This window comes from Streptomyces sp. NPDC050145 (assembly GCF_044460245.1).
Lineage (GTDB): Bacteria > Actinomycetota > Actinomycetes > Streptomycetales > Streptomycetaceae > Streptomyces.
In genome coordinates, this window is the sequence record NZ_JBITJS010000019.1 from 144,976 (window position 1) to 169,159 (window position 24,184).

Sequence of the window (24,184 nt, forward strand, 5' to 3'; positions counted from 1 at the left end):
GGCTGGCAGACTGGTGGGTGTGACCAGCGACGACGCCCTGAGCCAGGACCTTCCGCCCGCCGACAGCCCGTTCCGCTCCGAGCCCACCGCGCGGGACGAGGCGCCGCAGTTCGTGCTGCCGCTCGTGGCGCGGATCGAGCGGGCCGAGCCGCCGGCGCGCACGGCCGCCCTGGAGACCGCGGCGCGCGCCGTCCTCGTGCTGCTGTCCGACGACCGCGCGCTCGGCGACGGGGAGTGGGCGCAGGCCGTACGGGACTGGCAGGACGCGCGGATCCGCAAGGTGGTGCGGCGGGCCCGGGGCGCCGAGTGGCGGCGTGCCGAGGCGCTCGACGGCATCACGGTGACGGGCGGCGGAGCGGAGGTGCGGGTGTTCCCGCCGGTGCCGCTGGACGGCTGGCCCAAGGACCTGGCCCGCCTCCAGGTGTCCGGCACGGACCTCGACGACCCGGAGCCGCCGCCCGCCCCGGACCCGGCGGCGCCGGTCCTCTGGCTCAACCCCGACCTCGGGATGACGGCGGGCAAGGCGATGGCGCAGGCCGGGCACGGCGCGCAGCTGGCCTGGTGGGCGCTGTCCGAGCCGCAGCGCAAGGAGTGGCGCGAGGCGGGCTTCCCGCTGTCGGTCCGCACCGCCGACCCGGCCCACTGGGAGCCGCTGACCCGGGCCGGCCTTCCGGTGGTCCAGGACGCGGGCTTCACGGAGATCGCGCCGGGTTCCTGCACGGTGGTGTCGGAGGGCGGCACCCAGTACGCGCCGCTGGGCCGCGTGACGCGGTAGTCCCGGCCCCGGCCGAACCTCAAATGTTGCTCTGAACGTCCTCCCTCGTGGATTCGGGCACACGCCGCGGGGTCATGACATCTGCACGCGGCAGCACGATCACGCGCGGCAGAGGGGGACGGACATGGAGCGCCTGACAAGGCTGGGCACCGGGATCGGCTGGCGGCCGGAGATCGCGGAGATCGTCGAGGCCATGCCCGGCATCGACTGGGTCGAGGCCGTCGCCGAGAACGTGTGCCCGGGCCATCTGCCCGAGTCGCTGGTGCGGCTGCGCGAGCGCGGCGTCACGGTCGTGCCGCACGGCGTCTCCCTCGGCCTCGGCGGCGCGGACCGGCCCGACGAGGCGCGGCTCGCGGATCTCGCGGACCGCGCGGAGGCGTTGGGCGCGCCGCTGGTCACCGAGCACATCGCCTTCGTACGGGCCGGCGGCGAGCGCACGGCTTCGCCGCTCCTGGAGGCCGGGCACCTGCTGCCCGTGCCGCGCACCCGGGACGCGCTCGACGTGCTCTGCGCGAACGTGCGGATCGCGCAGGACGCGCTGCCCGTGCCGCTCGCGGTGGAGAACATCGCGGCGCTGTTCTCCTGGCCGGGCGAGGAGATGACGGAGGGCCAGTTCCTGTACGAGCTGGTCGAGCGCACCGGGGTCCGGCTGCTGATCGACGTCGCGAACCTGCACACCAACCACGTGAACCGGGGCGAGGACCCGGCGAAGGCGCTGGCCGAGCTGCCGGTCGAGGCGATCGCGTACGTCCACGTGGCGGGCGGCTTCGAGCGCGACGGGGTCTGGCACGACAGCCACGCCCACCCGGTCCCGGAGCCGGTCCTGGACATCCTGGCCGACCTGGCCTCCCGGGTGAGCCCGCCCGGCGTCCTGCTGGAGCGTGACGAGAACTTCCCGGACGACCCGGCGGAACTGGGCCGCGAGGTGGAGCGGATCCGCGCGGTGGTGGCGGCATCGGGCCCGGCCGGGCCCGGCCACCCGGCCGAGCGGCCCGCCCCGGCCCCCGATCCCGCCCCCGAACCCGTCGCCGAGTCCAGGCGCGGGCGCGTCGCCCTCGCCCAGGCCGCTCTGCTGTCCGCGCTGGTGGCCGGTACGCCCGCGCCGGAAGGGTTCGACCGGGGGCGGCTGGCGGTGCAGGCGCGGGCGCTGGCCGGGAAGCGGGCCGATGTCGTCGCCAAGGTGGCGCCCGAGCTGCCGGAGATCCTGGGCGCGTCCGCGTACCGGGCGGCGTTCCTGGGGTACGCGCAGCGGCGGCCGATGACGGGCGGCTACCGGCGGGACGCGCTGGACTTCGCCGAGGACCTGCTGCTGGGGCAGCGGGTCGCGGAGCCGGGGGCCCGGCGCCGGCTGACCGACTGGTGGCTGGAGCGCTCGGGTCCGGCCCCGCTCTCGGGTCGCCCGGTGGCACGGGCCCTGCGGGCCGCCCGGTTCGCGCTGCGCCGGGGCTGAGCCGCTCATCGGGGAATTGCCGCCAGCGCCGCGGCAGACGCGGACACGTGGGCGGTCCGCGCTGCCCCGGCCTCCCCCGTACCGCCCCGGGCGGAAAATCTCGTCCGCATATTGAACGGGCCATAGCGGTTACCCGGAGTCCTGTCGTAGAAACTCCCCATGTTCTGGCTCCTGTTCCTGGTACTGGCCGGCGGCCTCGCCCTGGTCACGTGCGGGCGGCTGTGCCTCGCCGCCGTGCGGGCCGCCGACGCCGAGCGCGCCGCGGGCGACGGCGACGGCCCGCACGAGCGGGTGCTGTCCCTCTACGAGACGGCGTTCCTCTCGGGCGGCCCGCGCCGCGTCGCGGACGTGGCACTCGTGTCGATGGCGCGCAACCGCCGGCTGCTGCTCGCGCACACCGGCTGGGCGACGGTCGTCGACCCGGTCGGCGTCGACGACATGGAGCGCTCCGTGATCGGCGCGATCGGCCCGCAGGGGCAGTCGCGGATCGCTCCGGTGCGCTCGGCCACGGCGTCGGGCGACGCCGTGCGCACGCTGACCGCGCGTCTCGTGGCGGCCGGCCTCGCCACCCCGGACACCACCCGCACCACGGTCGCCTCCGGCGTGGCCCAGGTGAAGGCGGCGGCCGTGACCATAGCGGTCCTGGCGGCGGTCGCGACGCTGATGCCGGGTCAGGAGCCGCCCAGGAACATGCCGGTGGCGCTGTGGTTCCTGCTGCCGCTGCTGCTCACCCTGTGCTGCCTGTTCGTCGCCCGGTTCGAGATCCACCCGTACACCCACTGGGCCTCCCCCACCGGTCAGCGCCTGCTCTCCGCCCTGCCCGACGGCACGGGCAGTCTGCTCGCGGTGGCGCTGCGCGGGGTGCCGGCGGTGGACGACCCGGCGCTGCGGTCCGCGTTCGCCCACCCCGCACGCGACCCCGGGGACCGTCTCTGAGACGTACGGGTCCGGCGGCGCATCGGGGTCATTGATCCGACACCGGCGACCCGGTGCTTTACTTCGCCAACTGCCGCCCCAAGGATCCCTTTTGTTCACGACGAAAGGGATGAACCCGAGCGATGAGAGCAGCAGCGTCCGCCTCCGCCCGCTACGCCGCCGCGGGATCGCTGGTCCTGGCCGCGTTCGCGGCCGCCCCCGCCCCCGCCGCGGGCGCCCTGCCCGCGGGCCCCGACGACGCCCGCGCCCGGGGCACTGCGCTCGCCGCCGAGCGGGCCGCGGCCGCCGGGATCCGGTTCGGCGCCTGCCCGGCCGCCGAGAACCTGCCGGAGCCGCTGACCTGCGGCACCGTCACCGTCCCGCTCGACTACGCCCGCCCCGACGGCAAGAAGATCAAGCTCACCGTCAGCCGGGTGAAGGCCACGGGCAAGGCGGGCGGGAAGAAGGTGCCCCGGCAGGGCTCGTTCGTCTTCAACCCGGGCGGCCCCGGCGGCAACGGCATGTACTTCCCGCTCGCCGGGATGATGCCGGAGTGGAAGCGCATCGGCGCCGCCTACGACCTCGTCGGGTACGCGCCGCGCGGCGTGGGCCGCTCCGCTCCGCTGTCCTGCCGGGACCCGAAGCACCTCGGCAAGGGCCCCACGCTCGCGCCGACCCACCCCTCGGAGTCGTACAAGAAGGAGCGGATCGCCCGCGCGAAGTCGTACGCGCGGGGCTGCGCCGAGCGCAATCCGGACCTGGAGCACTTCACGACGCTGAACAACGCCCGGGACCTCGACGTCCTGCGGGCCGCGCTCGGCGAGCAGCGGCTCACGTACATGGGTGCCTCGTACGGGACCTACATCGGCGCCGTGTACGCGACGCTGTTCCCCTCGCACGTGCGCCGGATGGTGTTCGACTCGGCGGTCGACCCGTCGCCCGGGCGCGTCTGGTACCGGAACAACATGGCCCAGTCCGCCGCGTTCGAGCGCCGCTGGGCGGACTTCCGCACCTGGGTCGCCGAGCACGACGACACGTACGGCCTGGGGAAGACGCCCGAGGCGGTGGAGCGGACCTACGAGGAGGTCCGGGCGGAGCTCGCGCACACGCCCGCCGGGAAGAAGGTCGGCCCGGGCGAGCTGCAGTCCGCGTTCCTCCAGGCCGGCTACTACGACGACTACTGGCCGATCCGGGCGCTGGCCCTGTCCGAGTACCGGGCGGGCAATCCGGAGCCGCTGATCGGCCAGGCCGCGCCGGTGGCCTCGCCGATCGCGGCGAAGGAGAACGAGAACGCGGGCGCGGTCTACACGGCCGTCGAGTGCAACGACGCGCCGTGGCCGGAGGACTTCCGCGTCTGGGACCGCGACAACACGCGACTGGCGCGCGTGGCCCCGTTCGAGACGTGGGACAACGCGTGGACGAACCTGCCCTGCGCCTACTGGAGCGGCCCGCGGCAGCGGCCGCTCGACGTGCGGACGCTGCCGGGCGCGCTCCCGCCGACGCTGATCCTCGCCGCGGAGCGGGACGCGGCGACGCCGTACGCGGGCGCGAAGGAGATGCACCGGCGGATCGCCGGGTCGGTCCTCGTGACCGAGCGGGACGCGGGCACGCACGGCGTGGGCGGTGGCCCGAACGCCTGTGTCAACGGGCATCTGGACGCGTACGTCCTTGAGGGGCGGCTGCCCGAGCGGCGGGCCGCGTCCTGCGCGGCGCACACGGCGCCCACACCGCTGGGCTCGGGCGGACCGCCGGAGAAGGCGCTGCGGGCGGCCCGGTGACCCGCGCGTGAGCACGAGTGAGGGGCGGGGCCGTCGTGGCCCCGCCCCTCACTCATGACGCGTGAGTCATGTGCCTGCCGCGGACGCTCAGGCGAGACCGGCGACCAGGTCGGCGACGCTCTTGCGGCGGCCCGTGTAGAACGGGACCTCCTCGCGCACGTGCCGGCGGGCCTCGGAGGCGCGCAGGTGACGCATCAGGTCGACGATGCGGTCCAGCTCGTCGGCCTCGAAGGCGAGGATCCACTCGTAGTCGCCGAGCGAGAACGAGGCGACCGTGTTGGCCCGCACGTCCGGGTAGCCGCGGGCCATCTTGCCGTGGTCGGCGAGCATCTTGCGGCGCTCGTCGTCGGGCAGCAGGTACCACTCGTAGGAGCGCACGAACGGGTAGACGCTCACGTAGTTGCGGGGCGTCTCGTCGGCCAGGAACGCCGGGATGTGCGAGCGGTTGAACTCGGCGGGGCGGTGCAGCGCCATGTTCGACCACACCGGCTCCAGGGCGCGGCCCAGCTTCGTGCGGCGGAAGAGGTTGTACGCCTCCTGCAGCTGGTCGGCGGTCTCGGCGTGCCACCAGATCATGAGGTCGGCGTCGGCGCGCAGGCCGGACACGTCGTAGGTGCCGCGGATCGTGACGTCCTTCGCGGCGAGCTGGTCGAACAGCTCCTGGACCTCGTCCGCGTAACCCGCGCGGTCCTCCGGCAGGACGTCCTTCAGCTTGAAGACGGACCAGAGGGTGTAGCGGATGACCTCGTTGAGGTCCTTGGCGAGCTTGCCCTTGTTCGGGATCCGGGCAGCCTCGGGGGTGGTCGTGGTGTCGTCGCTCATGCCGTCATTCTCCCGCTCCGCCGTGCAGGCTCTGCACCGGGTTCGCCTCCAGGGCCGCGCGGCCGCTCGCGTCGCCGCGCAGCTCGTCCACGGCGGCGTACGCGCTCGCGATGCAGGCGGGCACGCCGACGCCGTCGTACGCGGCGCCGCACACGGCGAGGCCGGGCAGCTGCCCGATGAATCCGCGGATCCGGGCGACCTTGTCCGTGTGCCCGACCGGGTACTGGGGCAGGCCGTCCTGCCAGCGCGTCACGTGCGAGGCGACGGGCGACGCGTCCAGGCCGGTGGCCTCGCGCAGGTCGTGCCGGGCCACGCCCACGAGGTCGGCGTCGTCGCGGCCGAGGTCCTTCTCGTCGCCGTAGCGGCCGACGGAGGTGCGGACGAGGTGCAGGTCCGGGTTCTCCTCGGCGATCCAGCCCCACTTCTGGGAGGCGAACGTGGCGGCCTTGATGGTGTGGCCGTCGACGGGCGGTACGAGGAATCCGCTGCCCTCGGGGAGTTCGGCCGTGTCCTTGGCGTAGGCCAGGGTGATCAGGGCCATGGAGGCGTACTCGATGCCGCGCAGTTCCTGGGAGGCCATGGGGGCGGCCGTGCGCAGGAGGCCCGCGGCCGGGGTCGCCGGGAGGGCGACGATCACCTGGTCCGCCTCGTAGGTGCGGCCGGACTCGGTCACGACGCGCCACAGGGGTGCGGGCCTCGTCGCCGTCCGAGCGCCGTCCTGGGCCGAGCGCGCGCTGCCCCGCGCCCCCAGGGTGACCGCTCGTTCCCCGAACACGATCTTGGCGCCCCTTCGGCGGACCGAGTCGGCGACCGCCTCCGGGAGCGTGCCGATGCCGCCCTCGATGCCCATGAAGACCGGGCCCGCCTGCTGGGTGCGGGCCGTCTTGGCCTGGAGGGCCCGGACCGCCGCGGTGAGGGAGCGGTGGTGGCGGGCCTCGGCGAAGAGCTGGGGGACGGCGCTGCGCAGGGAGATCTTGTAGGCGTCACCCGCGTAGACACCGCCGAGCAGCGGTTCGACGAGGCGGTCGACGACCTCGCGGCCGAGCCGGGCCGCGACGTACTCGCCTACGGCGACGTCCTCGCCCATCTCGGTGGGCGGCAGGTCGGCGTCGAGCTCGATGCGGCGCAGGCCCTCGTCGGAGAGGACGCCGGCGAGCGCCTCGGCGGTGCCGGGGACGCCCATGACGTGGCCCTTGGGCATGGGGCGCAGCGCGCCGCGGGTCCACAGGGAGGCGGTGGCGGTGCCCGGTGGCTGGAGCCGGTCGCCGAGGCCGACCTCGCGGGCCAGGCCGACCGCCTCGGGGCGGCGGGCGAGGAGCGACTCGGCGCCGAGGTCGACGCGGGCGCCGGCGATCTCGCCCGCGCGGAGCTTGCCGCCGAGCCGGTCGGAGGCCTCCAGGACGGTGACCCGTACCGGTTCTTCCCCGTCGAGCAGCCGGTGGGCCGCCGCGAGTCCGGTGATGCCGCCGCCGATGACGAGGACGTCCTTCTGCCGCCCGCTCGCCGTGGATGTGTCCGCTTCCGGTGTCTCCGCTTGGTGCATGTCCCCACTCTCTCAGAAGGGATCCGGCTCACCGACGTGTCCCTAACGTGACCGCTTCGGGACCGTGCGGCAACCACCCGAAGGGCGGCTCGCGCGTCGAAGGGGGCGTCCATGTCGGTTCCGTTCCACGGGTCCTGGGGGTACGTCCATGCGTGCTGGTGCTGCACGACGGCTGCGGCCGGTTCATGTTCTGGTGGTGCCGTTGCTCGGCGCCGTGCTGGCGGTCGCGGGCTGTTCGGCGGGCGGCGACTCCGGCGCGTCGGAAAAGGCGGCCGCGGCCGACGCCAAGTCCGGGGGCGGGTCCGCCGCGCGGGACGGCGCGGCGGCGCCGTCCGGCGAGTCGGCGGCGAGAAGGTCGCCGAAGCTGACCGGGGTCCACATCATCCGCACCGCGCATCTGTCGGTCCGGGTGAAGGACGTGCCGCAGGCGCTGGAGCGGGCGCGGTCGCTGGCCGAGGAGGCGGGCGGCATCGTCGGCAGCGAGACCACCGACCGCGACGGCCACGGCCGCGAACGCACGCTGGTCACCCTCCGGGTGCCGCAGGAGTCGTACGCGGACGTGCTGGAGCGGCTGTCGGGCAGCGGGAAGCTGCTGGAGCGAAACGTGACGGCGAAGGACGTCACCGACCAGGTCGTCGACGTGGACAGCCGGATCAAGTCGCAGCGGGCCAGTGTGGCGCGGGTGCGGGAGCTGATGGACCGGGCGACGAAGCTGAGCGACGTGGTCACGCTGGAAGGCGAGTTGAGCAACCGTCAGGCCGAGCTGGAGTCGCTGCTCGCGCAGCAGGCCTCGCTGAAGGACCGGACGACGCTGGCCACGATCACGCTGCGGCTCACCGAGTCGGCGCCCGCGGGGGCCGGTGACGGGGACGACGGGCCCGGCTTCCTGGACGCGCTGGCGGGCGGCTGGGGCGCGTTCGTGTCGGTGCTGCGCTGGATCGGGATCGCGCTGGCCGCGGTGCTGCCGTTCGCGGCGGTCCTGGCGCTCGCCCTGTTCCTGTGGCTGCGGGTGCTGCGGCCCCGGCTGCCGCGCCGCCCCGCGCCGGCGGCGCCGCGGCCGGGATCGCTCCCCGCGCACCCGGCGCGCGGGTCCGACGACGAACGGGAGTGACGCGGCCCGGCGCGGTGCGCGCACGTAGCGTGGGCGCATGAGTGCTGGAGAACGTGTGCGTGAGCGGCTCGTGGTCATCGGCGGCGACGCGGCGGGCATGTCCGCCGCGTCGCAGGCACGCCGGCTGCGCGGCCCCGACGAGCTGGAGATCGTGGCCTTCGAACGGGGGCACTTCTCGTCGTACTCGGCGTGCGGCATCCCGTACTGGGTGGGCGGCGACGTCGAGGACCGCGACGAGCTGGTCGCGCGTTCGCCCGAGGAGCACCGGGAGCGCGGCATCGATCTGCGGATGCGGACCGAGGTCGTGGAGATCGACGTGGCCGGGCGCCGGGTGCGGGCGCGCGAGGTGGACGGCGCGGCCGCGTACTGGACCTCGTACGACCAGCTCGTGATCGCGACCGGGGCGCGGCCGGTGCGGCCGCGGCTGCCGGGGATCGACTCGGCGGGTGTGCACGGGGTGCAGACCCTGGACGACGGGCAGGCGCTGCTCGACTCGCTGCGGGCGGCGACGGGGCGGCGGGCGGTCGTCGTCGGGGCCGGGTACATCGGGGTGGAGATGGCCGAGGCGCTGATCCGCCGGGGCTACGAGGTGACGGTCGTGAACCGGGGCGCCGAGCCCATGTCGACGCTCGACCCCGACATGGGGTGCCTGGTGCACGAGGCGATGACCGGGCTCGGGGTCACGATGGTCGACGACGCCGAGGTCACGAAGATCCTCGCCGGGGACGACGGGCGGGTGCGGGCGGTGGCCACGCGGGACGCCGAGTACCCGGCGGACGTGGTGGTCCTCGGCATCGGGGTGCGGCCCGAGACCTCGCTGGCGCGGGCCGCGGGGCTGCCGGTGGGCGAGTCCGGCGGGCTGCTCACGGATCTGTCGATGCGGGTGCGCGGGCACACGGACATCTGGGCGGGCGGCGACTGCGTCGAGGTGCACGACCTCGTCTCGGGGCGCGAGCGGCACATCGCGCTCGGCACGCACGCGAACAAGCACGGGCGGATCATCGGGACGAACGTGGGCGGCGGGTACGCGACGTTCCCCGGGGTCGTGGGCACGGCCGTCAGCAAGGTGTGCGACCTGGAGATCGCGCGGACGGGACTGCGGGAGAAGGACGCGCGGCGGGCGGGCCTGCAGTACGTGACCGTGACCGTGGAGTCGACGGGGCGGGCGCGGTACTACCCCGGGTCGGCGCCGATGACCGTGAAGATGCTGGCCGAGCGGGGCACGGGGCGGCTGCTCGGGGTGCAGATCGTCGGGCGTGAGGGGGCGGCGAAGCGGGTCGACGTCGCGGCGGTGGCCCTGACGGCAGGCATGACGGTGGAACACATGACCTCCCTCGACCTCGGCTACGCCCCACCCTTCTCCCCGGTCTGGGACCCGATCCTGGTCGCGGCCCGCAAGGCGGTGGGAGCGGTCCGGGACGCCTGACCGGCGTGACCCGGCCTCCGCTCAGGGCCCCTGGGGCACGCGGAGCGTGCCTTCAGGGGCGCGGGGAACTGCGCGAGAAGCCCCACCGGGCGGCACCCGGCGACGATCCCACGCCCCTACGGCGGCGGGCCGCGGCCGACGGGAAGGTGAGGGCTACTTGGCCGTCTGCGTGTGGACGTGGTCCACGAGGCGGGTCAGGGCGTCGGGGTTCGTCGTGGGGAGGACACCGTGACCGAGGTTGAAGACGTGGCCCTCCAGACCGGACGCCGCGTCGAGCACCTCGCGGGTCTTCGCCTCGACCGCCTCCCGCGTGGAGAAGAGGATCGCCGGGTCGAGGTTGCCCTGCAGCGCCTTGCCGGGGCCGACGCGCCGGGCGGCCTCGTCGAGCGGGACGCGCCAGTCGACGCCGACGACGTCCGCCCCGGCCTCGCCCATGAGCCCGAGCAGCTCACCGGTGCCGACACCGAAGTGGATGCGCGGGACGCCGTACCCGGCGACGGCGTCGAAGACCTTCTTCGAGGCGGGCATGACGGAGCGGCGGTAGTCGACCGGGGCGAGCGCGCCGACCCACGAGTCGAAGAGCTGCACGGCGCTGGCGCCGGCCTCGATCTGCACCTTAAGGAACGCGGAGGTGATCTCGGCGAGCCGGTCGAGCAGGTCGGCCCACAGCTGCGGGTCGCCGTACATGAGGGCCTTGGTGTGCTCGTGGTTGCGGGACGGCCCGCCCTCGACCAGGTAGCTGGCGAGGGTGAAGGGCGCGCCGGCGAAGCCGATGAGCGGGGTGGAGCCGAGCTCCGCGGTGAGCAGGCCGATGGCCTCGGTGACGTAGGCGACGTCGTCCGGGGTCAGGTCGCGCAGCTGCGCGAGGTCCGCGCGGGAGCGGATCGGGTTCGCGACGACGGGGCCGACACCGGGCTTGATGTCGAGGTCGATGCCGATGGCCTTGAGCGGCACGACGATGTCGCTGAAGTAGATCGCGGCATCGACCTTGTGGCGGCGCACCGGCTGCAGCGTGATCTCGGCGACGAGCTCCGGCCGCATGCAGGACTCGAGCATGGGGATGCCCTCGCGCACCTTCAGGTACTCCGGCAGCGAGCGCCCGGCCTGCCGCATGAACCACACCGGCGTGTGCGGCACGGGCTCGCGCCTGCACGCCTTGATGAAGGCGGATTCCCTGGTGGCTTCGATCGTCGCTGACGGCTGCTGGCCCGTGGCCTCGGTATTGGCACTCACACCGGAGAGTCTCGCACGGCCGCCGGGCGGGCCGAGACGGTGTCCTTGGCGGGTGTCCCTGCCTGCGCGCGGCGCGACTTCCCCTTAATCTTCCCCGCATGGCTGCGGCTCAGGGACGACGGTCGGACGGCCCGGACGGGCGGTCCGGGATGAGTGAATCGGTGCGGGAGGGGCAGAACGCTCGGGACATGAACGCTGCACAAGAGGACGACCCCACCCCAATCCCGTTCCGCACGGCGGTCGACGCCCTGCGGTCCGCGCGACTGCGCCCGGAGATCGAGATCGATCCCACCCGCCCGCCGCAGCGCCTCGCCCCCTACTCGTACGCGCTGGAGGCGGCCGTCGTCGACGGCGAGGAGGATCTGGCCGACGGCCGGCTCGTCCTGCTGCACGACCCGGCCGGGCACGAGGCCTGGCACGGAACGTTCCGCCTGGTGACGCTGGTGCGCGCGGAGCTCGAACCGGAGATGGCGGCCGATCCGCTGCTCCCCGACGTGTGCTGGTCGTGGCTGACCGGCGCGCTGCAGGCCCGCGGGCTGGGCTACGGCGAGCCGTCGGGCACGGTCACCCGGGCCAGTTCGCACTACTTCGGCGGGATCGGCGACCGGCCGGCCGCCTCGCAGATCGAGATCCGGGCGTCGTGGACGCCGCGCGAGGGGCTCGGCGGGGTACCGGACACGGCGGCGCATCTCGCGGCGTGGTGCGAGCTGCTGTGTCAGGTGGCGGGGCTGCCGCCGGTGCCCTCGGGTCAGCCCGGGTCGGACGGCTCGGTGGTGACGCTGCCTCAGCGCCGGGGGCCGCGCCCGTCCTGAAAGGTGTTGTGTGCAGGGGCTTTTTTCGGCCGCGTCGGGCGAGTGTCCGACGCGGCCGACGCTCGTTTGCCCCCACGGGACGATCACGGCCGCTCCGGTTCGGATCGCTTCGATCTTCGTTCGATCTTCGGATGATCGATAGTGCGTCCGAATTGCGTGAATTGTTACTCACCAAATCGTGATCTTTCTCTAAAGCCAGGCAGGTTTGGTGCCGAAGACCTCTGTGACCTTGAAAGCACGGTTCATCCCGGCTTCATCCCCAGAGCCGGCTCCGTCCCGCACCCCAGGAGGCCTGGTGTCCGTTCTCCTCGAGCAGCCCTCAAGCCTGGTCGCCTACCGCCCGAACAAGCCCACCGCGATGGTGGTCGTGGCCGACCCGCGCGTCCGCTCCACCGTCACCCGCCATCTGTGGGCGCTCGGTGTTCGCGACGTCATCGAGGCCTCGTCCGTCGCGGAGGCTCGTCCCCGCATCGGCAACCCCCGTGACATCTGCGTCGCAGACGTCCATCTCCCCGACGGCTCCGGCCTCACCCTTCTCTCCGAGACCCGGGCGGCGGGCTGGCCCAACGGCCTGGCCCTGTCCGCCGCCGACGACATCGGCGCCGTGCGCAACGCCCTCGCGGGCGGAGTGAAGGGCTACGTCGTCACGGGCACCCGGAACAACGTCGGACTGCCCACCCGCCCCGGCGCCGCCCCGATCGGCTCCGCCGCCGCCCGTATGCACCGCCGCCCCCCGGGTGCCCCGAGCCACCCGGGCGGTTACCGGGAGCTGTCGGGCCGTGAGGTGGAGGTCCTGCGGCTCGTCGCCGAGGGCCAGTCGAACAAGGCGATCGGCGTCTCCATGGGCCTGTCCGCCCTGACCGTCAAGAGCCACCTCGCCCGCATCGCACGCAAGCTCGGCACGGGCGACCGGGCCGGAATGGTGGCGGTCGCCCTGCGCACCGGAATCATCCACTGATCGCAGACTGGCCGGATCCTTCCGGTTTACGCACCTTCAGCGCCCGTCGACGGAACGTTCCGTCGACGGGCGTCGTCGGTTGACAGATACCCTTGACAGGTGACAGACGCCCAAGAGACCGCAGCAGCCAGCACCCCGACCGAAGGGACAGCGGTCCCGCTGCTCGAGCCGCGCGAGGGCATCCCGCCGGTGATCGCCGACGAGGCCGCGCTCGCCGAGGTGGTCGCGGCCTTCGCCGCGGGCACCGGCCCGGTCGCCGTCGACGCCGAGCGCGCGTCCGGCTACCGCTACGGGCAGCGCGCCTACCTGGTGCAGCTGCGGCGTGAGGGCGCGGGCTCCGCGCTGATCGACCCCGTCGCCTGTCCCGACCTCTCCGCCTTCGGCGCCGCCGTCGCCGACGCCGAGTGGGTGCTGCACGCCGCGACGCAGGACCTGCCGTGTCTGCGCGAGATAGGCATGATCCCGTCGAAGCTGTTCGACACCGAGCTGGCCGGGCGTCTCGCCGGGTTCCCCCGGGTGGGGCTCGGCGCGATGGTGGAGAACGTGCTGGGCTACGTACTGGAGAAGGGCCACTCCGCGGTCGACTGGTCGACGCGGCCGCTGCCCGAGCCCTGGCTGCGCTACGCGGCCCTCGACGTGGAGCTCCTGGTCGACCTGCGCGACTCGCTGGAGAAGGAGCTCGACCGGCAGGGCAAGCTCGACTGGGCCCACCAGGAGTTCGACGCCATCGCCTCGGCCCCGCCCGCACCGCCCCGCAAGGACCCCTGGCGCCGCACCTCCGGCATGCACAAGGTGCGCCGGCGCCGGCAGATGGCGGTCGTACGGGAGCTGTGGACGGCGCGGGACAAGGTCGCGCAGCGGCGTGACGTGTCGCCGGGCAAGGTGCTCGGGGACGCGGCGATCGTCGAGGCCGCGCTCGCGCTGCCGGCGAACGTGCACGCGCTGACCGCGCTGCCCGGCTTCGGGCATCGGATGGGCCGCCGTCAGCTGGAGCAGTGGCAGGCCGCGGTGGACCGGGCGCGGGAGCTGCCCGAGTCGGAGCTGCCGCAGCCGGGGCAGCCGCTGACCGGTCCCCCGCCGCCGCGCGCGTGGGCGGACAAGGACCCGGCGGCCGCGGCGCGGCTGTCCGCGGCGCGGGCCGGGGTGTCGGCGCTGGCCGAGCAGCTGAACATGCCGCAGGAGAACCTGATCACGCCCGACACGGTCCGCCGTGTCTGCTGGGAGCCGCCGGTTCCCGCGGACCCGGACGCGGTGGCGGCGGCGCTGGCCTCGCACGGGGCGCGGCGCTGGCAGGTCGAGCAGGTGACCCCGCTCCTGGTGAAGGCGCTCGCCACCCGCGTGTGAGCGCTCCCGCCCGGCTCTGTTGCAGGATCCGGACATCGCCGCGGTGTCGGACGCGCTCGGGGATCACTAGTTTCTGAGCATGTTCAAAAATGGGCGGGGAGAGCTCCGGCAGGAGTGCGGGGCGTACGCGGACTGGGTGCGGGACTTCGAGGAGGCGCGGGAGCGGCGGGCCGCGCTGGGAGACCCGGACTGGACGCGTGGGGCCCGGCTCCCCCGCGCCCTCGTCCGTAGCGTGCAGCGCTTCCAGGTCGGGGAGGACGGGGACGGGGGCGCGCTCCTCGCGAAGGCGGCGCGGGCCGGCGATCCCTCGTACACGCGGGCGGCGCGGCTGTTCGTGGCCGAGGAGCAGAACCACGCGCGGCTGCTCGCCGGAGTGCTCGGCGCGGCCGGGGCCGGCACGCTGCGCTCGCACTGGAGCGACGCGGTGTTCGTGCGGCTGCGCCGGCTGCTCGGGCTGCGGCTCGAACTGCTGGTGCTGATGATCGCCGAGGTCGTGGCCCTCAGGTACTACCGGGCGCTGCGCGACGGCGCGCCCGATCCGCTGCTCGCCGAGGTGGCCGGCCGGATACTGGCCGACGAGGAACGCCATGTGCCGTTCCACTGCCGACGGCTGCGGGAGGGCTTCGCCCGGCTGCCGCGGCCTGCGGTGCGCCTGGTCACCGGGGGCTGGCGGCTGCTCCTCGTCGGGGCCGCGTGGGTGGTCGCCGCCGATCACAGCGGGGCCCTGCGCCGCTGCGGCGTGACCCGCCGCGCCTTCGTCCGCGACACAGCCGGCATCGGCAGGGGGTTCGCCCGTGACGTCGCCGGGTGCCGCTGAGTGGGGGCTGGTCGCGCAGTTCCCCGCGCCCCTAGAGGCGAACGGCTTCGCCGTTCAGCCTCTATCGGGGAAATGCGACGCGAAGCGTCTGCATTTCAGGGGCGCGGGGAACTGCGCGAGACGCCCCACCGGCCCGCAGCCGCCGACTGCACAGAACCCGGCAGACGAGGAGGCGGGACCCGTTCCGGAGCGGCAGCGGAAGTGTGACGTTCGCCGCTCCGGGCGCGGGGGCTGGGCAGCATGGTTACTCGCAAGTAGCATGAAGGGGTGAGCGCGCGCTCAGGTGCGCGCCGCGGCAGTGCCGTCCCGCATCTTGGAGGAGAGCCATCGTGCCTCGTACCGTCAGGGACGTCGTCTTCGTCGACGGCGTCCGCACCCCGTTCGGCAAGGCGGGCCCGAAGGGCATCTACCACGAGACCCGGGCCGACGACCTGGTCGTCAAGGCGATCCGCGAGCTGCTGCGCCGCAACCCGGCCCTCGACCCGGCCAAGATCGACGAGGTCGCCATCGCCGCGACCACGCAGATCGGCGACCAGGGTCTGACCCTCGGCCGCACGGCCGGCATCCTGGCCGGGCTGCCGCAGTCCGTCCCCGGCTACTCGATCGACCGCATGTGCGCCGGCGCGCTGACCGCCGTGACGGCCACCGCGGGCTCCATCGCGTTCGGCGCCTACGACGCCGTCATCGCCGGTGGCGTCGAGCACATGGGCCGCCACCCCATGGGTGAGGGCGTCGACCCGAACCCGCGGTTCGTCAGCGAGAAGCTGGTCGACGAGTCCGCCCTGTTCATGGGCATGACCGCCGAGAACCTGCACGACCGCTACCCGACCATCACCAAGCAGCGCGCCGACGAGTACGCCGTGCGCTCGCAGGAGAAGGCCGCGAAGGCGTACGCGAACGGCAAGATCCAGCAGGACCTGGTCCCGATCTCCGTGCGCAACACCAACGCCGAGGTCGGCGAGACCGGCTGGGGCCTGGTCACCGCCGACGAGCCGATGCGCCCGGGCACGACCCTGGAGAACCTCTCGGGTCTCAAGACGCCGTTCCGTACGCACGGTCGCGTCACGGCCGGTAACGCCGCGGGTCTCAACGACGGCGCCACCGCCTCGATCATCGCCTCCGAGGACTTCGCCCGGGAGAACAACCTCCCGGTCAAGATGCGCCTCGTCTCCTACGCCTTCGTGGGCGTCGAGCCGGAGGTCATGGGCTACGGCCCGATCCCGGCCACGGAGAAGGCTCTCGCCAAGGCGGGTCTGTCGATCTCGGACATCGGTCTGTTCGAGATCAACGAGGCCTTCGCCGTGCAGGTGCTCGCCTTCCTGGAGCACTACGGCATCGCCGACGACGACGCGCGTGTCAACCAGTACGGCGGCGCCATCGCGTTCGGCCACCCGCTCGCCTCCTCCGGCGTCCGTCTGATGACGCAGCTGGCCCGCCAGTTCGAGGAGCAGCCCGAGGTCCGTTACGGCCTCACCACCATGTGCGTCGGCTTCGGCATGGGCGCGACGGTCATCTGGGAAAACCCGCACTTCGAGGGGGACAAGTGAGCACCACCGCCGAGCTTCTGAAGGGTGCGGCCGAGCTGTTCCCCGGCGAGGTCGTCACGTCCGCGCACGTACGGCACCTCGAACTGCCCCACGGTGCGGGCCGCTTCGCCCTCATCACGCTGGACAACGGCTTCGACCACACCAAGCCGACCACCTTCGGCCCGGGTTCGCTCGCGAACCTGAACCTCGCGATCGACCAGGTCGAGGCGGAGGCCAAGGCCGGTGAGATCGTCGGTGTCGGCATCACCGGCAAGCCGTTCATCTTCGCCGTCGGCGCCGACCTCAAGGGCGTCGAGCTGCTGAAGAAGCACGACGACGCGCTCGCCATCGGCAAGGGTGGCCACGAGGTCTTCAAGCGCCTCTCGGGTCTCGCCGTGCCGACGTTCGCGTACTACAACGGTGCCGCGATGGGCGGTGGCGTCGAGGTCGGTCTGCACTGCTCGTACCGCACCGTCTCCAAGGCGCTGCCCGCGTTCTCGCTGCCCGAGGTCTTCCTCGGTCTGGTCCCCGGCTGGGGCGGCTGCGCGCTGCTGCCGAACCTGATCGGTGCCGACAAGGCCGTCTCGGTCATCATCGAGAACAGCCTGAACCAGAACAAGCAGCTCAAGGGCAAGCAGGTCTTCGAACTCGGCATCGCGGACGCGCTGTTCGAGGGTGCGGACTTCCTGGAGCAGTCGCTGATCTGGACGGCGAACGTCCTCAACGGTGACGTCAAGGTCGAGCGCGCCGGCATCGACCGCGGTGAGGCCTGGGACCAGGCCGTCGCGCGCGGCCGGTTCATCGCCGACTCCAAGGTGCACGGCGCGGCCCCGGCCGCCTACCGCGCCCTGGAGATCATCGCCGCCGCCAAGGACGGTGACCTGCAGGCCGGGTTCGACGCCGAGGACAAGGCGCTCGCCGACCTCATCATGGGCGGCGAACTGCGCGCCGGCATCTACTCGTTCAACCTGGTGCAGAAGCGCGGCAAGCGTCCCGCCGGCGCCCCGGACAAGAACCTGGCGCGCCCGGTCACCAAGGTCGGCGTCGTCGGCGCCGGTCTGATGGCCTCGCAGCTCGCCCTGCTGTTCCTGCGCCGCCTCGAGGTGCCGGTCGTCCTGACCGACATCGACCAGGAGCGCGTCGACAAGGGTGTGGGCTACGTCCACGCCGAGATCGACAAGCTGCTCGGCAAGGGCCGCGTCAACCAGGACAAGGCCAACCGCCTCAAGGGCCTGGTCTCCGGTGTCCTGGACAAGGCCGAGGGCTTCTCCGACGCGGACTTCATCATCGAGGCCGTCTTCGAGGAGATCGGCGTCAAGCAGCAGGTGTTCGCCGAGGTCGAGGCCGTCGCCCCGGCGCACGCGATCCTCGCCACCAACACGTCGTCCCTCTCGGTCTCCGAGATGGCGTCGAAGCTCAAGCACCCCGAGCGGGTCGTCGGCTTCCACTTCTTCAACCCGGTCGCGATCCTCCCGCTCCTGGAGATCGTGCGCGGCGAGCAGACGGACGACGCGGCGCTCGCCACGGCGTTCGGCGTCGCCAAGAAGCTGAAGAAGACCGCCGTTCTCGTGAAGGACGCCCCGGCGTTCGTCGTGAACCGCATCCTCACCCGCTTCATGGGCGAGATCCAGAACGTCATCGACGAGGGCACCTCCGTCGAGGTCGCCGAGAAGGCCGTCGAGCCGCTCGGTCTGCCGATGTCGCCGCTGGTTCTCCTCGAGCTGGTCGGCCCGGCCATCGGTCTGCACGTCTCGGAGACCCTGAACCGCGCCTTCCCGGAGCGCTTCACCGTGTCCCCGAACCTCGCGGCCGTCGTCAAGGCCGGCAAGCGCGGCTTCTACGTCTACGACTCGGGCAAGCCGGAGCTGGACCCCGAGGTCGCCGCGCTCCTCAAGCAGGGCGATGTCGTCCTGACCGAGGAGCAGGTCCGCGACCGCGTGCTCGACGCCGTGGCGCAGGAGATCGGCCTCATGCTGGAGGAGGGTGTCGTCGCCGAGGCGCAGGACATCGACCTCTGCCTGATCACCGGTGCGGGCTGGCCCTTCCACCTGGGCGGCATCACGCCGTACCTGGACCGTGAGGGTGTCTCCGAGCGCGTGAACGGCAAGAAGTTCCTGGAGTCGGGCGTCGCCAGCGTTCCCGCGTAGCGGGTCGCCGCCTGACCGGCCGGACGGCTGAGGGGCGCGGGTGACTGCGGATCAGTTGGTGCTGATCCTCAGTCCCCCGCGCCCCTTCGCGCGTTGTCCCGCGGGTCGTTACAGGCGCTTGGCGCTGCGCAGCAGACCGGCGTAGAAGCCGTTGCCGTCGATGCGGGAGGCGCCGCCCTTGTCGCCCATGGTCGGCCCGTTGACCTCCTTGCGGCTGGAGACGAAGACGCGGTGGCCGTCGGTGTCCGTGCCGAGGTACAGGGCGACGTGGTCCATATGGTTGCCCGTGCGGTGGTCCATCTTGAAGAAGAGGAGATCGCCGGGCTGTACGACGTCGATGTTCTTCGGGCGCGTGTACCAGGGCGCGGGGCCCTGGAGCTTGATGACGTCGACGCCGATGTCGGAGCGGGCCATGCCGTCCGCGGTGCGCCGCAGTCCGTCGCCGATCTTGTTGGTGGCGGCGAGCGGGAAGCGGCCCCGGTAGCCCCAGATCATGCGCATGAACCCGGAGCAGTCGAGCGAGCGCAGGCGCTCCTGGTGGGCCTGCAGGGTGGTGCCGTCGCGGAAGGTGTACGGCGTCCCGAGGTAGTCGTAGAAGTCGTTCTGCTCGAGGCGGTCGACGCCGTCCTCCTTGAACGGGCCGAAGAACGCGTCACCCGCGTACTGGAGTCCCTCGTCGTCCTTCTTCACCGGCGCGCCCTCCACGTACTGGAAGGCGTACGCGAAGATGTCGTCCTCCTCGCTGCCGTAGAACTCCTTGAACCAGTCCTTGAACCACTTCTCGTTCTCGGCGCCCTTGCGCCAGGTCTCCGGCATGAGACGCACCCAGTCCTCCGTCACGACGCGGGACTTGGTGTTGGCGGGCTCGCTGAAGGTGCGGGAGGGGCCCTTGAGGGTGGCGGTGCGGGCGCCGTCGGTGAACGTGGCGAGCACCTGGCCGGCCTCGCCGCGCAGCACGGTCCGCTCGGGGTTCTTCAGCCGCTCCCAGGTCTGCTTGCCGCCCTTCTGCCCGGTGCTCGACTGGAGCTGCGGGGAGTCGGTGACGGCCTGCACGGCGGGCGCCTTGGCCTGCTCGTCCTTCTTCAGCTCGACGGTGAGCCAGCCGCTGGCGCCGAGCAGGGCGAGCACGGTGACGGCGTGCAGGACGGGGCGCTTCTTCTTGGGGGCCATGGGGTCTGCTCCGGTCGCAGTCGAAGGGTCGGCGGTCAGGCGGACGGCATGAAGCCGAGGAGAATGCCCGCGGTCAGGACGACGTACGCCATGAGCGTCACGGAGCCGGTCGCGAGGAGGGTGGGTCCCTTCGGCTGGCGCACCAGCTGGTAGCCGATGAGGCCGGGCACGATGAAGCCGAGGGTCTGGTTCGCGTACATGAGCGGGAACTCCAGGGAGAGCACGATCATGACCGTGGCCTGGAGGGTGACGCCGAGCAGCACGACGGCCGCGAACAGCCGCTTGCCGTAGAGGATCACGAACTTCTGCATCAGCAGGGTGCCGGCGTACGTGAGGACGGTGACGCCGACGACCATCGCGGCGCGCTGGAGGTCCTCGACGAGGGTGAGGGCCAGCCAGCCGGGGGTGATCATGCCGCCGGGCGACAGGTTCGTGGTCAGGTAACAGACCAGGGAGAACAGCAGGCCGATGGCGATGCCCACCGCGGCGATCTCGGGGGTGAGGACGGAGGGGATCAACGGTGCTGCTCTCCTGCGGGGTCGTGCCACGGGTCGTGCGCGTCGGCGGGCGGGGCGGGTGGCACCACGGGCTCGAACAGGCCGCGCGGGGCGGCGGGTTCCGGGCGGGCGCCCTGGTTCTGCTGCGGGGGGTACTGCTGCGGGTACGGGTTCTGGGCGTCGCGCTGGACCGGCACCGCCGGGGGCGCCGCGTACCGGTTCTCGTACGCCTGCGGGTACTGCTGGTACGGGTCGATGCGCGGGGCGTACAGCTGGACCGTCTCCACGTGTTCGCGCTGCGGCGCGGCAGTGACTTCCTCGACGGTGTCGGCGGTGTCGTCCGCGGGGAGCTCGGCGAGGTACTCCAGGAGGTGCTCGCCCTGGCCGTGGATGTTGCCGATGGCCACGAGCGAGGAGTCGGGGCCGAGGCGGCCGAGCAGCTGACCCATGAACTCGTCGGGGTCGCGGCGGTCGCCGCCGAGGTCGACGGCCCGGTCGCGGTAGGCGGCGGGGATCGCGTCGATCGCGGACTTGGCGGGGTGGCCGATGACGAAGACGTGCTCGGGGTCGAGCTCGGGGATGATCTCGCCCATCTGCCCGTTGCGCTCGACGCGGTCGGGGCGGCAGTTGATGACGACGCTGAGCGGCCGGTGGACGGCGCCGAGGTCGAGCAGCTGGTTGATGTTCATCAGCGTCGACTCGGGGTCGTTGGCCGCGAAGACGTTGGCGAAGCGGAGCTTCTTGTCCTCGGGCGTGCGGTAGCGCTCGACCGAGAGGACGCCCGGGTCCGGCGGGGCGTCGTACATGCCCTGGAGCGCGGTGGCCCGGTCGACGCCGAGGAGGTCGGCGACGACGAGGGCGATGGCGACGTTCTCCTTGAACGTGAACCAGCTGAAGCCGCGCAGCTCCTCGTCGGTGACCATCTCCGGGTCGGCGTAGACGAGCCGGCAGTTCCGGGCGTCCGCCTCCTCCTGGAGGATGTGGAAGCGGTCGACCTCGGCGGTGACGCAGATGCCGTTCTCCGGCATGGAGCGGCACAGGGAGCGGGCGACGTCGTCGAGGGTGGGGCCCATCTCGGCGAGGTGGTCCTCGCGGACGTTGCACAGCACGCCGATCGTGGAGCGGATCAGCTTGGACTGGTTGATCTCCTGGAGCGCCGGCATGACCGCCATGCACTCGATGACGAGCGCGTCGGGGTGGTAGGCGGCGGCGCGCCGCACGATGCCGATCTGCTCGACGACGTTGGCGATGCCGAACTTGCGGTAGACCGGCTCCTCGGTGGCGTCCGGGTGGATGAAGCGGGCGGCGGTGCCGGTGGTCTTGGCGACCGTGGTCAGGTCGCCGCCGCGCAGGGCGCCCGCGCACAGGCGGGTGATGGAGGACTTGCCGCGGATGCCGTTGACCAGCACGCGGGTCGGTATGTGGTCGAGGTTGGTGAAGTGGCGCCGCTGTTCGATCACGCCGGCGATCAGCAGGACGGCGCCGCACACCACGAGCACGACGTAGAGGAAGAGCACGGTGTTACTGGTTCCTTCCGGCTCCGGCGGGGCTGCGTGGGGCGCCGCCCGGCCGTCGCTGCTGGTGCCGCTGTCCCTGCAACTGCTGGCGTACGAGTTCGAGGCTGCGCGCGACGGCGCCGACCTCGTCGTGGTGGCGCGGGAACAGCACGGTCTTGCGGTCTCCGTCGGCGAGTTCCTCGGCCTGCCGGGCGAGGGCGCGCAGCGGACGGACGACGACGATGTGCAGCCAGCCGAGGCAGGCCGCGGCGGCGGTGATGCCGAGGAGTCCGGCGAGGACCGTGCGGTTCTGCCGGGTGTACTCGGGGATGGCGAGGCCGGAGGCGGGCTGCCAGCTGACGACGGTCCAACCGAGTTCCTTGGCGGCGCCGCCGCCGACGAACGGGGCGGCGGCCGCGATGCGGATGTCGCCGCCGTCGCGGAAGAGGACGCCACTGGGGCGCGCGCTCAGGCCGACCTTCTGGTTGGTGCCGTCGACGAGTTCGTCGAGGCGGCTGCCCGGCAGCTTCTGGAAGGCGAGGTAGCCGGTGTTGCCGCCGATGACGCGGCGTCGCTCGTCGACGATGCGGACGTCGCCGAGGCCGGGCCGCTTGAGCAGCGCGTTCAGGAAGTCGAGGCGGAACTCGCCGACGACGGCGCCGCCGCCCCGGCCGGGCAGTCCCGCGGTGCCGACGACGACCGGCTTCTTGCCCTGGTCGTCGAGGACCCGGACGGGCCGGGTCGAGGGGGCCTTCCCGGCGGGGCTGTGGACGTCGCCGCCGGCCTTGGCGACGACGGCGCCGTGCGCGTCGAGGACGTACAGGGAGTCGTACCGCTGGTGCTCGTTCATGGTCTGGCGGAGCACCTCGGTCATCTCGGACGGCTGGGTGCGGTCGCCGAGCAGCGAGGCCACGGACGCGAGGTCGGCGTGGCCCTCGTTGAGGGCGCGGCGCACCCGGTCGCTGAGGGTGTCCGTGCGTTCGCGCTGGTCGTTGACCATCTGCTGGGGGACGACGACGGTGTCGCCGGCCCGGTTGAGCAGGAGCAGCAGCGGGCCGCTCCACACGAGCAGGAGCACGGCGGCGACGGCGAGCAGGGCGCGGGCGCCGAAGCGGCGGTGCCCGGCGGGGGCCTGGTCGGCGCCGGCCTCGGGGCTCTCGCCGAGCAGTTGGCGGCGCAGCCGTTCGAGGGCGGCGCCGATCCGGGCGGCCTCGCCGCGCCGGGGCACGGTGACCGGGCGGGTGAGGTCGCCGCGGGTGAGGCGGCGGCTCTCCAGGAACAGCCGCAGCAGCGGGCGCTGCACCGTGCCGAGCAGGAAGGCGACGGTGAGGCCGCCGATGACGAGGAGCGCCGCCGCGGCGAGGAGGCCGAAGACGGGGCTGGTGGTGACCTTCGGGTCCTCGGCGACCTTGGTCATGGCGACGACGCTGAGGCCGAGGCCGGTCGCGACGGTGGCCTCGCCGGGCTCGGAGGCGGCGAGCGTCGCGTAGCCGGCGATCTGGCGTTCGCCGAGGTAGCGGTCGCCGGTGAGGCTGCCGCTGACGCCGAGGTAGCCGCCGGAGCCCGGATCCTTGGACTTCACGGGGTGCTGGCCGGCGCGGTCGGCGGCGGTGGCGGCGAAGGACTTCAGCTGGCGGTTCGACTCCTTGACCTCGGCGCGCTGGAGGTCGGTGAGGACCTGCTCGGGCTCGGGGATGCCGTCGCTGCTGAGGACGGTGCCGGTGGCGTCGATGACCGCGATGGAGCGGAAGTTGCCGAGGCTGATGCCGGGGAACTTGAGGCTGGTGGAGGTGACGAGCAGCTGCTGCGGCTGTCCCTTCCAGGCCAGCAGGGCGAAGGAGAGGAGGCGGGTCTCGCCGTTCTGGAGGCGGACCATGCGCGGGGCGAGGCCGTTCTCGGCGGCGAGCTTGGTGCGGTCGACGGCGGTCAGCGGCACGTTCTCGCCGCGGGCGGCGAGGAGTTTGCCGGACTGGATCTCGACGACGGCGCTGCCGGTCCACTTCTGGTAGACGTTGCCGATCTTGTCGAGGACGGCGTCGGCGGACACCGGGTCACCGGCGCTGAACAGGGCGGCGGTCCGCGTGAGGTCGGTGACCCCTTCGTCGACGGAGGCGCGCAGGGCGATGGCGCCGTCCTCGGCGAAGTGCTGCTGGGACGTCATGACGGCCTTCGGTACGCGGTCGTCGGAGACGCGTCCGAGGGTGAGGGCGGTGATGCCCGCGAGAGCGAGGAGCAGGGCCGACAGCACGGCGATGGGTGGACGTATGCCACCCAGCAGGGACATGTCGGCACGTCGGCGGACCTTGTGCCGCCGCTTCGTGCGCGAAGCGGCCAACGGAGGGCTCCTCTTCTCGGGGAACTGGC

The 24,184-nt window shown here is 72.8% G+C and carries 19 protein-coding genes; 12 read left to right on the forward strand and 7 right to left on the reverse strand.

Annotated elements, in window-relative coordinates:
* Positions 1 to 19: 19 nt before the first annotated feature.
* From ACIBTU_RS32175 to ACIBTU_RS32190, 4 genes are all read left to right on the forward strand, one after another.
* The gene (locus ACIBTU_RS32175) at positions 20 to 775 is read left to right on the forward strand and encodes a peptidyl-tRNA hydrolase (protein ID WP_399130183.1); all 756 of its coding nucleotides are present in this window, start codon (positions 20 to 22) and stop codon (positions 773 to 775) included.
* 124 nt (positions 776 to 899) lie between these two features.
* Positions 900 to 2,225: a DUF692 domain-containing protein gene (locus ACIBTU_RS32180; RefSeq protein WP_399130184.1), complete on the forward strand. Its 1,326-nt coding sequence runs from the start codon at positions 900 to 902 to the stop codon at positions 2,223 to 2,225.
* Positions 2,226 to 2,384: 159 nt separating this feature from the next.
* Positions 2,385 to 3,161 carry a TIGR04222 domain-containing membrane protein gene (locus ACIBTU_RS32185; RefSeq protein WP_399130185.1) on the forward strand — a complete coding sequence of 259 codons (777 nt, stop codon included), beginning with the start codon at positions 2,385 to 2,387 and terminating at the stop codon, positions 3,159 to 3,161.
* A 122-nt stretch (positions 3,162 to 3,283) separates the two neighbouring features.
* A complete protein-coding gene (locus ACIBTU_RS32190) occupies positions 3,284 to 4,918 on the forward strand; it encodes an alpha/beta hydrolase (RefSeq protein ID WP_399130186.1) in 1,635 nt (544 codons plus the stop codon).
* An 87-nt stretch (positions 4,919 to 5,005) separates the two neighbouring features.
* Here the strand turns inward: ACIBTU_RS32190 and hemQ are convergent, their stop codons facing one another.
* Together hemQ and hemG are read right to left on the reverse strand one after the other, a co-directional pair.
* Positions 5,006 to 5,740: a hydrogen peroxide-dependent heme synthase gene (gene hemQ / locus ACIBTU_RS32195; RefSeq protein ID WP_399130187.1), complete on the reverse strand. Its 735-nt coding sequence runs from the start codon at positions 5,738 to 5,740 to the stop codon at positions 5,006 to 5,008.
* Between the two features lie 4 nt (positions 5,741 to 5,744).
* Positions 5,745 to 7,283 carry a protoporphyrinogen oxidase gene (gene hemG, locus ACIBTU_RS32200; protein WP_399130188.1) on the reverse strand — a complete coding sequence of 513 codons (1,539 nt, stop codon included), beginning with the start codon at positions 7,281 to 7,283 and terminating at the stop codon, positions 5,745 to 5,747.
* 148 nt (positions 7,284 to 7,431) lie between these two features.
* Here hemG and ACIBTU_RS32205 point away from each other — a divergent pair, with 148 nt between their 5' ends.
* Together ACIBTU_RS32205 and ACIBTU_RS32210 are read left to right on the forward strand one after the other, a co-directional pair.
* Positions 7,432 to 8,394, forward strand: a complete 963-nt coding sequence (locus ACIBTU_RS32205) for a DUF4349 domain-containing protein (protein ID WP_399130189.1) — start codon at positions 7,432 to 7,434, stop codon at positions 8,392 to 8,394.
* Between the two features lie 37 nt (positions 8,395 to 8,431).
* Positions 8,432 to 9,820, forward strand: coding sequence for an FAD-dependent oxidoreductase (locus tag ACIBTU_RS32210; RefSeq protein ID WP_399130190.1), 1,389 nt, complete (start codon positions 8,432 to 8,434; stop codon positions 9,818 to 9,820).
* A 153-nt stretch (positions 9,821 to 9,973) separates the two neighbouring features.
* Here the strand turns inward: ACIBTU_RS32210 and hemE are convergent, their stop codons facing one another.
* Entirely contained in the window at positions 9,974 to 11,053 is a 1,080-nt protein-coding gene (gene hemE / locus ACIBTU_RS32215) for a uroporphyrinogen decarboxylase (protein WP_399130191.1), read from the reverse strand.
* Positions 11,054 to 11,241: 188 nt separating this feature from the next.
* Here hemE and ACIBTU_RS32220 point away from each other — a divergent pair, with 188 nt between their 5' ends.
* From ACIBTU_RS32220 to ACIBTU_RS32245, 6 genes are all read left to right on the forward strand, one after another.
* Entirely contained in the window at positions 11,242 to 11,865 is a 624-nt protein-coding gene (locus ACIBTU_RS32220; RefSeq protein WP_399130192.1) for a DUF3000 domain-containing protein, read from the forward strand.
* A 295-nt stretch (positions 11,866 to 12,160) separates the two neighbouring features.
* Positions 12,161 to 12,823: a LuxR C-terminal-related transcriptional regulator gene (locus ACIBTU_RS32225; protein ID WP_399130193.1), complete on the forward strand. Its 663-nt coding sequence runs from the start codon at positions 12,161 to 12,163 to the stop codon at positions 12,821 to 12,823.
* A 99-nt stretch (positions 12,824 to 12,922) separates the two neighbouring features.
* Positions 12,923 to 14,167 carry an HRDC domain-containing protein gene (locus ACIBTU_RS32230; protein ID WP_399130194.1) on the forward strand — a complete coding sequence of 415 codons (1,245 nt, stop codon included), beginning with the start codon at positions 12,923 to 12,925 and terminating at the stop codon, positions 14,165 to 14,167.
* A 79-nt stretch (positions 14,168 to 14,246) separates the two neighbouring features.
* Positions 14,247 to 14,984, forward strand: a complete 738-nt coding sequence (locus ACIBTU_RS32235; protein WP_399130195.1) for a ferritin-like domain-containing protein — start codon at positions 14,247 to 14,249, stop codon at positions 14,982 to 14,984.
* Positions 14,985 to 15,313: 329 nt separating this feature from the next.
* On the forward strand, positions 15,314 to 16,531 hold the full coding sequence (locus ACIBTU_RS32240; protein ID WP_399130196.1) for a thiolase family protein: 1,218 nt from the start codon (positions 15,314 to 15,316) through the stop codon (positions 16,529 to 16,531).
* Positions 16,528 to 18,657: a 3-hydroxyacyl-CoA dehydrogenase NAD-binding domain-containing protein gene (locus tag ACIBTU_RS32245; protein ID WP_399130197.1), complete on the forward strand. Its 2,130-nt coding sequence runs from the start codon at positions 16,528 to 16,530 to the stop codon at positions 18,655 to 18,657. The genes ACIBTU_RS32240 and ACIBTU_RS32245 overlap by 4 nt, the downstream gene beginning before the upstream one ends.
* A 108-nt stretch (positions 18,658 to 18,765) precedes the next feature.
* Here ACIBTU_RS32245 and ACIBTU_RS32250 read toward each other — a convergent pair whose 3' ends face one another.
* From ACIBTU_RS32250 to ACIBTU_RS32265, 4 genes are read right to left on the reverse strand one after another with little or no spacing between them, the layout of a single operon-like run.
* Positions 18,766 to 19,827, reverse strand: coding sequence for an NlpC/P60 family protein (locus ACIBTU_RS32250; RefSeq protein ID WP_399130198.1), 1,062 nt, complete (start codon positions 19,825 to 19,827; stop codon positions 18,766 to 18,768).
* A 35-nt stretch (positions 19,828 to 19,862) separates the two neighbouring features.
* A complete protein-coding gene (locus ACIBTU_RS32255; RefSeq protein WP_399130199.1) occupies positions 19,863 to 20,345 on the reverse strand; it encodes a poly-gamma-glutamate biosynthesis protein PgsC/CapC in 483 nt (160 codons plus the stop codon).
* Entirely contained in the window at positions 20,342 to 21,841 is a 1,500-nt protein-coding gene (pgsB, locus tag ACIBTU_RS32260; RefSeq protein WP_399130200.1) for a poly-gamma-glutamate synthase PgsB, read from the reverse strand. Before pgsB ends, ACIBTU_RS32255 begins: the two co-directional genes overlap by 4 nt.
* A 4-nt stretch (positions 21,842 to 21,845) precedes the next feature.
* Positions 21,846 to 24,104, reverse strand: a complete 2,259-nt coding sequence (locus tag ACIBTU_RS32265) for a HAMP domain-containing protein (protein ID WP_399130220.1) — start codon at positions 24,102 to 24,104, stop codon at positions 21,846 to 21,848.
* Between the last annotated feature and the right edge of the window lie 80 nt (positions 24,105 to 24,184).

Coding starts and splice junctions, on each gene's coding strand:
- ACIBTU_RS32180 (WP_399130184.1), top strand. CDS start 900: ATGGAGCGCCTGACAAGGCTGGGCACCGGGATCGGCTGGCGGCCGGAG.
- ACIBTU_RS32185 (WP_399130185.1), top strand. CDS start 2,385: ATGTTCTGGCTCCTGTTCCTGGTACTGGCCGGCGGCCTCGCCCTGGTC.
- ACIBTU_RS32190 (WP_399130186.1), top strand. CDS start 3,284: ATGAGAGCAGCAGCGTCCGCCTCCGCCCGCTACGCCGCCGCGGGATCG.
- hemQ (WP_399130187.1), bottom strand. CDS start 5,740: ATGAGCGACGACACCACGACCACCCCCGAGGCTGCCCGGATCCCGAAC.
- hemG (WP_399130188.1), bottom strand. CDS start 7,283: ATGCACCAAGCGGAGACACCGGAAGCGGACACATCCACGGCGAGCGGG.
- ACIBTU_RS32205 (WP_399130189.1), top strand. CDS start 7,432: ATGCGTGCTGGTGCTGCACGACGGCTGCGGCCGGTTCATGTTCTGGTG.
- ACIBTU_RS32210 (WP_399130190.1), top strand. CDS start 8,432: ATGAGTGCTGGAGAACGTGTGCGTGAGCGGCTCGTGGTCATCGGCGGC.
- ACIBTU_RS32220 (WP_399130192.1), top strand. CDS start 11,242: ATGAACGCTGCACAAGAGGACGACCCCACCCCAATCCCGTTCCGCACG.
- ACIBTU_RS32235 (WP_399130195.1), top strand. CDS start 14,247: ATGTTCAAAAATGGGCGGGGAGAGCTCCGGCAGGAGTGCGGGGCGTAC.
- ACIBTU_RS32250 (WP_399130198.1), bottom strand. CDS start 19,827: ATGGCCCCCAAGAAGAAGCGCCCCGTCCTGCACGCCGTCACCGTGCTC.
- ACIBTU_RS32265 (WP_399130220.1), bottom strand. CDS start 24,104: ATGTCCCTGCTGGGTGGCATACGTCCACCCATCGCCGTGCTGTCGGCC.